The organism is Secundilactobacillus oryzae JCM 18671, from assembly GCF_000740055.1.
Classification (GTDB): Bacteria; Bacillota; Bacilli; order Lactobacillales; family Lactobacillaceae; genus Secundilactobacillus; species Secundilactobacillus oryzae.
In genome coordinates this window covers 1-12,173 of record NZ_BBJM01000006.1, presented here as the reverse complement: position 1 = coordinate 12,173, position 12,173 = coordinate 1, and the positions used below count along the sequence as shown (strand labels likewise).

Annotated in this window: 14 protein-coding genes and 1 pseudogene; 12 read left to right on the top strand and 3 right to left on the bottom strand. The window is 43.7% G+C overall.

Going from position 1 to position 12,173, the window contains the following annotated elements; all coding sequences use genetic code 11:
- Nucleotides 1-39: 39 nt before the first annotated feature.
- Genes LOSG293_RS02560 through LOSG293_RS02545 form a run of 4 tightly spaced genes read left to right on the top strand, consistent with a single transcriptional unit; the run spans nucleotide 40 to nucleotide 4,628 of the window.
- The gene (locus LOSG293_RS02560; protein WP_034526687.1) at nucleotides 40-1,239 is read left to right on the top strand and encodes a CCA tRNA nucleotidyltransferase; all 1,200 of its coding nucleotides are present in this window, start codon (nucleotides 40-42) and stop codon (nucleotides 1,237-1,239) included.
- A gap of 18 nt (nucleotides 1,240-1,257) precedes the next feature.
- The gene (locus LOSG293_RS02555) at nucleotides 1,258-3,150 is read left to right on the top strand and encodes an ABC-F family ATP-binding cassette domain-containing protein (protein WP_034526685.1); all 1,893 of its coding nucleotides are present in this window, start codon (nucleotides 1,258-1,260) and stop codon (nucleotides 3,148-3,150) included.
- 22 nt (nucleotides 3,151-3,172) lie between these two features.
- Nucleotides 3,173-4,123, top strand: coding sequence for a thymidylate synthase (locus tag LOSG293_RS02550; protein ID WP_034526682.1), 951 nt, complete (start codon nucleotides 3,173-3,175; stop codon nucleotides 4,121-4,123).
- Nucleotides 4,124-4,136: 13 nt separating this feature from the next.
- Nucleotides 4,137-4,628, top strand: a complete 492-nt coding sequence (locus tag LOSG293_RS02545; RefSeq protein ID WP_034526680.1) for a dihydrofolate reductase — start codon at nucleotides 4,137-4,139, stop codon at nucleotides 4,626-4,628.
- Nucleotides 4,629-4,664: 36 nt separating this feature from the next.
- Here LOSG293_RS02545 and trhA read toward each other — a convergent pair whose 3' ends face one another.
- Nucleotides 4,665-5,312 (bottom strand): PAQR family membrane homeostasis protein TrhA, encoded by a 648-nt coding sequence (gene trhA / locus LOSG293_RS02540; protein ID WP_034526678.1) that lies wholly within the window; start codon nucleotides 5,310-5,312, stop codon nucleotides 4,665-4,667.
- Between the two features lie 164 nt (nucleotides 5,313-5,476).
- Between trhA and LOSG293_RS02535 the strand changes: the two genes are divergently transcribed.
- Genes LOSG293_RS02535 through LOSG293_RS02520 form a run of 4 tightly spaced genes read left to right on the top strand, consistent with a single transcriptional unit; the run spans nucleotide 5,477 to nucleotide 8,163 of the window.
- Nucleotides 5,477-6,328, top strand: a complete 852-nt coding sequence (locus tag LOSG293_RS02535) for a DegV family protein (RefSeq protein WP_034526674.1) — start codon at nucleotides 5,477-5,479, stop codon at nucleotides 6,326-6,328.
- A 60-nt stretch (nucleotides 6,329-6,388) separates the two neighbouring features.
- The gene (locus LOSG293_RS02530; RefSeq protein ID WP_051907174.1) at nucleotides 6,389-7,309 is read left to right on the top strand and encodes an SGNH/GDSL hydrolase family protein; all 921 of its coding nucleotides are present in this window, start codon (nucleotides 6,389-6,391) and stop codon (nucleotides 7,307-7,309) included.
- A 12-nt stretch (nucleotides 7,310-7,321) separates the two neighbouring features.
- A complete protein-coding gene (locus LOSG293_RS02525) occupies nucleotides 7,322-7,942 on the top strand; it encodes a YpmS family protein (protein WP_034526672.1) in 621 nt (206 codons plus the stop codon).
- Nucleotides 7,942-8,163: a YozE family protein gene (locus LOSG293_RS02520; RefSeq protein WP_034526671.1), complete on the top strand. Its 222-nt coding sequence runs from the start codon at nucleotides 7,942-7,944 to the stop codon at nucleotides 8,161-8,163. Before LOSG293_RS02525 ends, LOSG293_RS02520 begins: the two co-directional genes overlap by 1 nt.
- Before the next feature lie 134 nt (nucleotides 8,164-8,297).
- Here LOSG293_RS02520 and LOSG293_RS02515 read toward each other — a convergent pair whose 3' ends face one another.
- Nucleotides 8,298-8,591 carry a HigA family addiction module antitoxin gene (locus LOSG293_RS02515; protein WP_034526668.1) on the bottom strand — a complete coding sequence of 98 codons (294 nt, stop codon included), beginning with the start codon at nucleotides 8,589-8,591 and terminating at the stop codon, nucleotides 8,298-8,300.
- A gap of 161 nt (nucleotides 8,592-8,752) precedes the next feature.
- Between LOSG293_RS02515 and LOSG293_RS02510 the strand changes: the two genes are divergently transcribed.
- The 4 genes from LOSG293_RS02510 to rnhB all read left to right on the top strand — a co-directional run bounded on the left by LOSG293_RS02510 (nucleotide 8,753) and on the right by rnhB (nucleotide 12,017).
- Nucleotides 8,753-9,346 (top strand): type IV toxin-antitoxin system AbiEi family antitoxin domain-containing protein, encoded by a 594-nt coding sequence (locus tag LOSG293_RS02510; protein WP_034526664.1) that lies wholly within the window; start codon nucleotides 8,753-8,755, stop codon nucleotides 9,344-9,346.
- Complete coding sequence (locus LOSG293_RS02505) at nucleotides 9,343-10,203, top strand: nucleotidyl transferase AbiEii/AbiGii toxin family protein (protein WP_034526661.1); 861 nt, start codon at nucleotides 9,343-9,345, stop codon at nucleotides 10,201-10,203. The genes LOSG293_RS02510 and LOSG293_RS02505 overlap by 4 nt, the downstream gene beginning before the upstream one ends.
- A gap of 169 nt (nucleotides 10,204-10,372) precedes the next feature.
- Nucleotides 10,373-11,236 carry a ribosome biogenesis GTPase YlqF gene (ylqF, locus tag LOSG293_RS02500; protein WP_034526659.1) on the top strand — a complete coding sequence of 288 codons (864 nt, stop codon included), beginning with the start codon at nucleotides 10,373-10,375 and terminating at the stop codon, nucleotides 11,234-11,236.
- Complete coding sequence (gene rnhB / locus LOSG293_RS02495; RefSeq protein ID WP_034526656.1) at nucleotides 11,229-12,017, top strand: ribonuclease HII; 789 nt, start codon at nucleotides 11,229-11,231, stop codon at nucleotides 12,015-12,017. Before ylqF ends, rnhB begins: the two co-directional genes overlap by 8 nt.
- A 46-nt stretch (nucleotides 12,018-12,063) precedes the next feature.
- On the opposite strand, the pseudogene LOSG293_RS02490 reads toward rnhB, so the two are convergent.
- A pseudogene (locus LOSG293_RS02490) lies at nucleotides 12,064-12,173 on the bottom strand (IS30 family transposase); the annotation flags it as partial.

Genomic DNA, 12,173 nt, shown 5'->3' with positions numbered 1-12,173 from the left:
AGTTATTGATATCTAGAAAGAGAACTCGAGGAATTAGTCATGAAAATTGAAAAAATACCAACTGAATTTGAACAAGCCCGGCCAATCATGCAAACGATTGAGGCGGCCGGCTATGAGGCCTACTTTGTCGGCGGCTCTGTGCGGGACACCTTGTTGCATAAGCCGATTCATGATGTTGATATTGCTACGAGCGCTTTTCCTGAAGAGGTGAAGCAACTGTTCCATAAAACAGTGGATACTGGTATTGAGCATGGCACCGTGATGATTTTGGATCATGGGATTGGCTACGAAACCACGACGTTTAGAACGGAATCAACTTATCAAGATTACCGCCGCCCCGATTCAGTGACTTTTGTCAGATCACTCGCAGAGGACCTGAAACGACGGGATTTCACCATTAATGCGTTGGCAATGCATGAAGACGGTGAGATTATTGACTTATTTTCGGGACTGCAGGATCTGGACAATGGTGTGATTCGCGCGGTAGGGAATCCTGAGGAACGCTTTAATGAAGACGCCTTACGAATGATGCGTGCGGTTCGGTTCGCAAGTCAATTGAACTTTACGATTGAAACTAAGACAACGGCAGCTATTGCTAGTCATGCCGAATTACTCGAGAAGATTGCAATTGAGCGGATTCAAGTGGAATTCGTCAAAATGCTGATGGGGCAAGCACCCCAAATGGGATTGACCGATTTCTTGGAAACGGGACTGTATCGTTACTGTCCAGGATTAGCTGATGGACAGGACTTAATCGAACGATTACGCCGTCTTGATCATTTGCAACTAGCAAGTGAGGTGGCCGTGTGGACCGTCATGGTTTACTTGCTCGATTTAGACCATGTCAAAACGACTAAATTTCTGAAGGCTTGGAAAAACTCGAATCAAATCATTGATGCCACACACCGCGCGAATGCAGCACTACACGGTATCATGCAGGATAGTTTGGATAATTGGTTGTGCTACGAAACTGGTGAAGAAGACTTAATGACGGCTGCTGACCTTGCCGCCTTATTGGGTAAAACAGTCGATCAGTCAGCCCTCATGGCCCAATATCAGGCACTCCAAATTAAGGCTAAGGGTGACCTGGAAATTACAGGGCAAGACTTGATGGCAGCTGGCGTACAGCCTGGTCCAATGATGGGTAAGCTACTGGCACAAATCGAGAGAAAAGTCGTCAATAACGAGTTAACGAATGAAAAAGAACAATTATTAAGATTTGTCCGAGACAATAAATAACGGTGAAAGAGTGAGAGCATGCAAACGCTAAGAGCAGAGCATTTGGTTAGTACCTACGGCGAAAAAACGCTGTTTGATAACATTGACTTCATTATTAATGAAAAGGATCGTATTGGTCTAATTGGCACCAACGGGAGTGGGAAGACCTCTCTTTTGAATAGCTTGGCTGGTTTAAGCCAGATGAGTTCAGGAGAAATTGTCACCCCTAACGACTATGAAATTGGTTACCTGATGCAAGAACCCCAATTGGACGAAACCAAGACCATTCTAGAAGCTGTTTTTGAGGGCTCCCAATCGGTTTTCTCGGCAATCCGGGATTACGAGCAACAACTTGAGGCCTACAGCCAACATCCTGACGATACCACGATAGAAGAGCGTTATTTAGCAGCCGAAGCCAGAATGAATGAGGAAGACGCCTGGACCGCTGAAAGCGATGTGAAGGCCATTCTAACTCAATTGCATATTACAGACATGACTCAAAAGGTTAGTACGTTGTCCGGTGGTCAAAGAAAACGGGTGGGCCTGGCACAGGTCCTCATTCAATCACCTGACTTACTACTACTGGATGAGCCAACCAACCATTTGGACTTTGATTCAATTGAATGGTTGCAAAAGTATCTTGCTAGTTACAAGGGTGCGTTACTGGTTGTGACCCATGATCGCTACTTCTTGGATCAAATTGCTAACCAAATCTGGGAACTCTCATTTGGTAAGCTGTATACCTACGATGGGAACTATCAAGACTACGTTGCCCAAAAGGCAGAACGGGTTGAACGTGAGGCAACCGCCGAACATAAGCAACAACAGCTCTACAAGCAGGAATTGGAGTGGATGAAGGCGGGTGCGAAAGCCCGTTCAACGAAGCAACAAGCTCGGATTAATCGGTTTAACGATATCAAAGACAATCTTGGCACACGTCAAGTGGAAAACCAGGTTGATATTAGCCTAGGCCAACAACGTTTGGGTAAAAAAGTGATTCAACTTAAAGATGCTAGTCTCAAGCTTGGCGACCATCAATTGCTGAAGGATTTCAGCTATTTGATTCAGGCGGGCGAACGAATTGGAATTAGTGGCCAAAATGGGGCCGGTAAATCGACGCTTCTGAACGTTATTGCCGAGAAGCTCCCATTAGACTCCGGCACACTTGAAATCGGTGAGACGGTCAAAATGGCCTATTATACGCAACAAACTGAGCCAATCCCAGAAGATAAGCGCATGATTACTTACTTGAACGAAGTCGGTAAGAGTGTGACCGACCGCGACGGTAATCATATTGCGGTTTCCGAATTGCTAGAGCAGTTCCTGTTCCCAAGCTTCATGCACGGTACGCTGATTCGTAAGCTGTCCGGTGGCGAAAAGCGACGGTTGTACTTGCTAAAACTATTGATGGAACAGCCTAACGTTTTACTATTGGATGAGCCAACTAATGACTTAGACATTGGAACGTTAACGGTTTTGGAAAACTACATTTCATCCTTCAATGGAACCGTTATTACGGTTTCCCATGACCGTTACTTCCTCGACAAGGTTGCTGACCGCCTACTGATTTTCAACGGTGACGCTCAGATTGACGAAGAGGTTGGCCGCTTTACGGATTACCTAAATGAAAAACTGGCGCCGACACCAAAGGCGACAACGAAATCTAAACCAGCTAAGACGGATTCAGCTGTTGAAAACGATACACCTAAAGCAAAAACTAAGCTGACTTACACCGAGCAAAAAGAATGGGAGACCATCGAAGCAGAAATTGATGCCTTAGAAGCTAAAAAGACCGATTTTCAGTCCCAGATGAATGATTCTGGAGACGATTATGGTAAATTAGCGGACCTACAGGCGAAGGTCGATGAAACGGACAAGCAACTGGATGAAAAAATGGCTCGTTGGGAATACTTGAGTCAATACACAGACTAATATCAAAGGGGATTGATAAGAGATGCTAGAAGATGCTTACCTAGATTTGGCTCGCTACGTTTTGGAAAACGGCCACAAAAAGACTGACCGAACTGGGACAGGGACCCTCAGTACGTTTGGCTATCAAATGCGATTTGACTTGAGCAAGGGCTTTCCGATTCTTTCCACTAAAAAGGTACCCTTTGGTTTAATCAAGAGCGAACTATTGTGGTTTTTAAAAGGGGATACCAACATTCAATTCCTGTTGAAACATAAGAACCATATTTGGGACGAGTGGGCATTTGAAAAGTACGTGAAGTCCGCAGAGTATCATGGCCCTGACATGACCGATTTTGGTCGACGAGCTGCGTCTGATCCCGATTTTGATGCGATTTACCAAGTAGAGAAGCAAAAGTTTTGTGAGGCCATTGTTAACGATGACGCCTTCGCTAAACGGTTTGGTGATTTAGGCCAAGTCTATGGGAGTCAATGGCGCGCTTGGCGCACTAGCAACGGTGACACAATTGATCAAATTCAAAATGTCATCGATCAAATCAAAGTCCACCCGGATTCTCGGCGGCTCATCGTGACCGCTTGGAACCCAGAAGACGTACCAACGGTTGCTTTACCACCTTGCCACACCATGTTTCAATTTTACGTGGCGGATGGCAAATTAAGCTGTCAGCTATACCAACGTTCTGCAGACATTTTCTTGGGTGTGCCGTTTAATATTGCTAGCTACGCATTATTGACCTCTTTAATTGCAAAGCAAGTCGGTCTCGAAGTCGGTGAGTTCGTGCACACCCTCGGCGACGCACACATTTATAGCAATCATATTGATCAGATTAAGGAACAATTGACGCGGACGCCAAACGCTGCCCCTAAGCTGATTTTAAATCCGGATAAGGACAACATCTTTGATTACGATATGAAGGACATTAAGCTGGAAGGGTATGATCCTCAACCAGCTATCAAGGCGCCAGTCGCCGTTTAATGGGGGAATGACCATGTTTAAATTTGTCTGGGCGGAAGATCAGAATCACGCCATCGGGTTCGAGGGTCATCTACCATGGCACTTACCCGCCGATATGAAATTTTTCAAGGAAACCACGATTGATCACACCTTAGTTTCGGGGAGTCGGACTTTCGCTAGTTACGGCCGACCACTTCCACGACGCAAGAATATCGTACTGACTTTAAATCCAGTGGAACAGTATCCAGAGGGTGTCATTGAACTTCATTCGTTGGATGAGTTACTGGACTACGCTAAGAATCACAAGGATGAAGAAATTTACGTGAGTGGTGGTGCCAGCATCTTTAAACTATTGCTGCCATACGCCTCTGATTTGTACGTGACTAAGTTGGACGGGCAATTTCCCGCGGACACCTACATGCCTGAGGTTGACTACAGCCAGTTTGAACTGGTTAGCAGTCGCGAAGGCATCCTTGATGAGAAGAATACGATTCCACACCGATTTGAACACTATAGGCGGAAATAGAAAAGTGCTTGGACAAGGTCCAAGCACTTTTATTGTTTAAGCATATAAGTAAATTGAAAAGAACATCAAGATGGTGCCCAGTAACACAAAAAGGTGCCAGATGACGTGGCCAAACTTTATCCCTTTAAAGCTGTAGAGGACGGCGCCTAATGTGAAGGCAACGCCACCAGCAACCAACAGGTAAAAGCCAACCTTACCAAGGCCTACGTACAACGAGTGGAAACCTAAGATACACATCCAGCCCATCACCACGTAGATGACTGTCGACAACGTTTGAAATTTACCGAGCCAAATTGATTTGTAGATGATACCTAGAATGGCCATCACCCAAATGATACTGAGAATTGTCCAACCTAGTGCGCCTTTGATAACGACTAAACAGTACGGCGTGTACGTTCCGGCAATCAGCAAGTAGATAGCCGAATGGTCGAAAATCTGGAAAACGTGGCTGGCACGGGTGAAGACGAGACTGTGAAACAGGGTGGAGGCTAAGTAAAAGAGAATCAGGATGGCACCGTAAATGCTGAAGGATGTAATCCGCATGGCATCGTGAGTTCCAGCAGCCTTAATTACTAATAGGACTAAAGCGGCAATGCTCAGGCCGACGCCCAAACCGTGAGTAATTGAATTAAAAACTTCATTTAAAATTAAATAGCGGCGTTCGCGTTTTGATAATGTTTGCAAAAAAGTCACCTCACTAGAATTTTAACCGTGTTGGAAACCAATGGCAAGCTGATATTTCCGATGAAAAAGTTGATTAAGTCTGCTATACTATTAGCGAACCTGCGCTAGAATAGAAAGAACCAGATTAATTTACCTTCGGGGCAGAAAGAGTGGTAGTTGACTAAATGGCAAGCATTAAGATCGTAACTGATTCGTCCGCTGGATTGACGGATCAGGAAGTTAAAGACTTAGATATTACGATTGTGCCACTATCGGTAATGATTGATGACACGATTTATATTGAACAAGAAACAATTACAAACGATGAATTTTTCCAGAAAATGATTCATTCAAAGGCTTTACCAAAGACGAGTCAACCGCCATTGGGCAATTTTGTTGAAACATTTGACCGACTCGGCGAAGATGGTAGCCAAGTTATTTGCTTCAATATGCTGGAAGCAATCAGTGGAACGGTACACACAGCTGAGCAGGCAGCGACGTTAAGTAAGACGGACGTGACCGTTATTGATAGTACAACCACTGACCGTTCATTGGCTTTCCAAGTCATTGAGGCAGCCAAATTAGCACAACAAGGTGCGGATAAAGAAACCATCATCAAACGCGCCGAATACGTGCGTGATCACAGCAAGCTTTACATGGGTGTTGTGTCACTTGATAACCTAGTTAAGGGTGGCCGTTTAGGTCGTATGACCGGGGCCATTTCATCACTATTGAACATCAAGATTGTGCTTGAAGTAACCAACGGTGAGCTCAAAGTCAAAACCAAGGGTCGTGGTATGAAGACCATCGATAAGTTCTTCGAAAAGGTTTACGAGCAAATGGGCACGATTAAGCACATGAAGGGCATCGGAATTTCCCATGTTGGTGCGCTTGATACGGCTAACGCCATCAAGGATCGGGTTCAACCGATGTTTCCTGATGTACCCGTTTTAGTTCGTGAAACAGTGCCGATTATCGCCACTCATGGTGGACCAGGTGCATTTGCACTGATGTACTATTACGAAGATGAAGACTAATAATTGTCAGGCGGAGGCGGGATATTGTCCCACCTCTTTTGTGTAAAAGGGAGAAAATGTATGAGGAGAAGCGATCGAAAGAAACAACATCATTTTAAAGGCTGGTGGATTGGGTTACTTGTTGTGGTTGTATTGGCAGGAATTGGCGGGGCCTTTTTCGCCTTTAATGGTCATCATAGTCTAACCACCTCAAAGCCCCAACACATTAACTTGGTGGCTTTAGGCGACTCACTGACGGAAGGCGTGGGTGACGAGAAGAAGCAGGGCGGCTACGTCTCCCAAATCAAGTCGAAGCTCGAGTCGAAACAAAACGTCAAAGTTTCAACGGCTAATTATGGGGTTGCGGGTAACCGCTCTGATCAAATTGAAAAGCGGTTGAAGACACAGCCTAAATTTCAAAAAACATTGAAGAATGCTGATGTGATTGTAATGACGGTGGGTGGAAATGACTTATTCCAACGTCTCCAACAAGAAATGTTTGTGAGCTCTACGACTACCGTTAAAAAGGATATGTCCACGGCCTTAGATACGTATCAGGATAAACTGACTAGTTTAATGACTGAGATTCGAAAGGTTAATCCTAAGGCACCATTGTTCCTGTACAGCATCTATAACCCGGTTTACGTTTACTTTGCAAATGTATCGCTGATTAGCCAGTCAGTTGCAGACTACAATGAAGCGGCCAAAAAGACTGCCCAGGCAGACGGCCACGCCTATTTTGTCGATATCAATCATGACTTGTCTGATGGCCAGTACAATACAAAGGCTAAGCGGGCCAAACTGGTTAAGCAGAATAAGAACGTTAACGGTCAGGGGCTCAACCTGGCCAGGTATAATGACGTCATGAGCGAGCAACATAAGAATTCAAATATTTACATTTCAAACGATGACCATTTTCACCCGAACCATAAAGGCTATGGCATCATGACCAATCACCTGTACAAAGTGATGATGGCTCATCGCGACCAGTGGGAAAGGTAGGAGTAGGATAGTATGAGAAACAGATCAGAACAACCGCAAAAACGAGATGGCTGGAAAACAGCTTTCTGGGCACTAGTTATTGTTTTAGTCGGTGCCATTGTCATCGTTGGGGCTCAAGCCTTGATGCCAGTTAAACAGACCGCCTCCTCGGGCAGCTCAGTTGCCAGTAACAACAGCTTTGACGTGAGTCTTAACAAGGACCAACTCAATTCACTTTCTAACTTCTACCTCAACAAGGTTCAAAAGAATCAAAAAATGAAGTATGAATTTACAGTTAATGACGAAGCCGTCTTGGGTGGCAGCACCAAAATTCTTGGTGCCAACGTTAACTTTGCTTTGGCACTGCAGCCCGTTGTCTTAAAAAACGGTAACGTGCGCCTCGATGCAAACCGCCTGTCCGTTGGAAGTTTGCGGTTGCCAATTAGTTTCGTCATGAACTATGCAGCCAAGAACTACAAATTCCCAGAGTGGATTCGTTTAGATTCCAAAAAGAAGACAATCACGTTAGACTTAAATAATATGAACAAGTCAAAAGGCTTGTCCTACAAAGCTAAGAAAATTGATATGACGGGGGACGGCCAGTTCGCTTTCCAAGTCAACATTCCAAAATCAGGTAAGATTGGAGGATTTTAATGTATAAATCATTCTATGAGTACCTCATGACTCAGCGAAATCCGAATAGCTACGAATCCGTGGCAGAGTTCGCCAATAATGCGTTTTATGATCAAAGTTTTCCAAAGCAGGAAACCTCATTTGATCGATTATCGAAGTACCTGGAAGAAAATGCTAGTTACTTACCATCAATGACCATTTTTGATGAAGCATGGTCGATGTATTTGGCGTCGATGAGTTAAAAGTTAATATTGAAATAATGTTAGCCGTTTTATACCCAATCAGTGACATGATTGGACTAGAAAGCGGCTTTTTTTATTGGTCATACAAAAAAGCCCCAAACTGTTTAAAGTTCGGGGTAAGATCGTGGAAAAGATTATGATAGTTGCAAAGGCTTGATTTGGTCATAGCTATCCTTATTATTCAGATTAGCATTACGGATATCAATATCGTTTTGAAGGTTCAAAAAGTAACGGTCGGAGACACCAAAGAATCGGCCTAAACGAACGGAAGTGTCAACAGTAACTTGGCGACGATCGTGTAAGATGTCTTGAATCCGGGAAGTAGGAACGCCAATCTGCTTAGCAAGGGCATAAGCTGATAGATTTAATGGTTCTAGAAATTCTTCGCGGAGAATTTCGCTTAATTTGGGGGTGGGAATAGTTGGCATTTAAAACATCTCCAGTGTAAATGGGTTATCAAATTCAGTATATCTTGTGTAAGTAGCCATGTAAATTATTGAAATAAATTGTACGTCATTTTATCCGGTTTATACTCACTATATGGTATACTTTGAGTATAAAACGGATATTTTGTATCGAGGTGAATTAAATGAGTCAGCAAGACGAGATCATTACGTATTTAAATACCAACGGCGGACAAATTACGGCTAAGGCTGTTGATGACATGGGAATTTCGCCTAGAGTGTTACGCAATATGTTCGCTCACGGTCAACTAGAAAAATTAGCCCCGGGCGTTTATATTGATCCACTTGAATTTGGCGATGATATTGCCGCATTGCAGTATCGGCTTTCTAAAGGGGTTTTCTTTAAAGATACCGCACTATTTCTCTTTGGAATGATTGATCGCACACCCAGCACGTATGAAATGAATTTCCCTTTACCATATGCGTATAGTAAGAAAACGGATGCGCCAATTAAAATTTATCGGCAAAAAAAGGAACTTTATGATATTGGCATCTCAACTACTAAAACACCCGGGGGGCATGAAGTTAAGGTTTACGATGTTGAACGTACCTTGTGCGATATTTTACGTACCCGCGATCGGTCTGATGCTGAAACCATTAAACAGGCAATGAACTCTTATGCACATTCGAAGGCAAAGAATCTGCATAAATTAATGACTTACGCAAAAACGTTTAAAGTGGAAGAAGAAATTAGAAAGTACATGGGGGTTTTACTGTGAGGATTGATTTCATTGACAAGAAACAATTCCTAGCTAAAATTAAACAATTAGCAAAAGAACGCAACATCACACCACAGATTATGTTGCAAGAGGTGGTTTTGGATGCTCTAATTGATCGTATCGCACATTCTCGTTATAAAAATAATCTTGTGTTGAAAGGCGGATTTTTAATTGCGTCACTAATTGGTACTGACACACGCTCAACACGGGATATCGATACATCAATCGTTGGTATCCCGGTCAACGAAAATGAAATGTTGACTGTTTTCCGAGAAGTCTGTGGCATCGATTTACCTCATGATCCTGTTAACTTATCAATCTTAAAAATCGAAGAAATTAGAGATGAAGACGAATATTCAGGCTATCGATTACATGTTCGTGCACAAATTTTCAGTACGCAAATTCACGTTAAAGTTGATATTTCAACAGGTGATGTTATCACTGAGCGTGCAATTGAATATGGTCATAAAATGATACTTGAAGATCGAGTTGTTCAAATCATGGCCTATACGGTTGAAACAATTGTTGCAGAAAAGCTCGAGACGATAGTCAGTCGAGCTGATACAAATACCAGACTAAAAGATTTTTATGACTTATATCTATTTGATCACCTAAGTAAAACCAATATTATTAGGTTCAATATTCTAAACCAAGCCATTCATGCAACGGCCAAAAAGCGGGAGACAACCAGACAATTAGGGATGTATATTCCCGTACTTACAGAGCTTGAAACGAGTCAAAATCTTCAAAACCTATGGCTTAACTATCAAAAGGCTAACGAGTATGCACGTGGTATCGACTTCGCTGAAACGTGTCGGGCAGCAATTAACCTGGTTCAAAAGGCTGGTCTGCAGTAGTGCTGATAACATTTGAAAAAAGTTCAAATCTCTCTCAAACATGTTAAACTAGACATTGCATGTAAAGATGCACCATGAAAGGCTTTACAGAAGAATTCAAACTAAAAACTAGATAAATTTCAACGAAGTAGGGGCTTGAAAGTCTCTGCTACGAAAGGAGTTACACCTCATGGCAACTATTCAATGGTTTCCCGGTCACATGGCCAAGGCTATCCGCCAAGTAGAAGAAAAACTGCCACTTGTCGACATCGTATTCGAATTAGTGGACGCACGGTTACCCCTGTCCTCACGAAATCCAGAAATTAAACGACTAATCAAGGACAAGCCACATTTGATCATTTTGACTAAGAAGGACTTGGCCGATCCAGAAATGACCAAAGAGTGGATTAAGTACTTCAAACGGGTGGTAGGCGTCAGAGCCATCGCCATCGACTCGAAGGCCAACATCACGACTAAGGAAGTGACTCGCATCAGCGAGGAAATCCTGGCAGGTAAGCTCACTCGTGAAGCCGAAAAAGGCCTCAAAGAACGGGCGATTCGGGCAATGACTGTTGGAATTCCTAACGTCGGTAAATCGACGCTTCTCAACCGGTTAGTCAACAGACGAGTTGCCCAAGTCGGCGATACGCCCGGTGTTACCAAGGGGCAACAATGGCTCCGTTCATCTGCCAAACTAGAGCTTTTAGACACGCCCGGAATCCTATGGCCTAAGTTTGAGGATCCAGAAACTGGCCAAAAGCTCGCCTTAACTGGTGCTATTAAGGATCAACGTTTCGCTAGTGATGACGTGGCACTGTATGCCATTCACTATTTCAAGGCGTTCCACCTTAAAGCCCTTCAAGATCGTTATCATTTAACGGATGACGACATGACGTTATCTGACGTGGACCTTTTACTAACCATCACCAGGAAAATTGGTATGAAGGACGATTATGATAAGGCCAGCGAACGCATCATCTTGGATATTCGAAAAGAAAAACTCGGTCGCTACACGCTAGACATTAATTTTGAAGGTGACAAGGTCGATGACTGATTCAAAACAACCCATTCGTGAAATTAAGGCGCTATTGCAAAACGTCACTCAACTAGATGACTCGAACTTAGCCCTTTACCAAAATGATGAACGAGTTGGTGTCCAAAAGTTAATCGTGCAAACTCAAAAACGAATCCAAGCTGCTGCTTTATTGGAACAGCAGTTTCAGGAACGGCTCCGTTACGAACGTCACTTCTGGGAAAATGGAATTGAGTTCGTTGCGGGTGTCGACGAAGTGGGACGAGGACCATTAGCTGGCCCGGTTGTGACCGGAGCGGTCATTTTACCTCACGATTTCGATATTCCGTTAGTCAACGATTCTAAGCAGTTGACCCATGCCGAGCGTGAGCGTCTCTTTCCACTAATTTTGGAACAGGCGGTAAGTGTCAGCATTGGTGTCGCTTCTAGTCAGCTAATTGATGACATCAACATTTACGAGGCCACTCGCGTTGCAATGAAGCAGGTAGTAGAACGCTTATCCGTTCAACCTCAGCAAATCATTGTCGATGCGATGCAAATCGACGTGCCCATTCAGCAGACTCGGTTAATCAAGGGTGATGCTAAAAGTGCGAGCGTTTCTGCCGCCAGCATCGTTGCCAAGGTTTATCGGGACCATTTGATGGCACTGTACGATGTTATTTATCCGGGCTACGCGTTTGCCGCGAATGCCGGATATGGCACCAAAGATCACCTTAGCGGCTTAGCCAGTTTGGGCGTCACACCCATTCACAGAAAAAGTTTTTCACCCGTTAGTAAACAACTCAACGTTTCTCGTAGTTAGTAATAGACACTACGAGGAGCGTTTTTTATTATGGCAAATTACAAGTTTAATCCGAACAAGCCCGGAATCTTTCAATGGCAGTCTGTTGATGATGTATTTTTAATGGTCGTTGATTAATTAGTTCAAGTGCTGCTAGGATCTCATCAGTCGTTACTT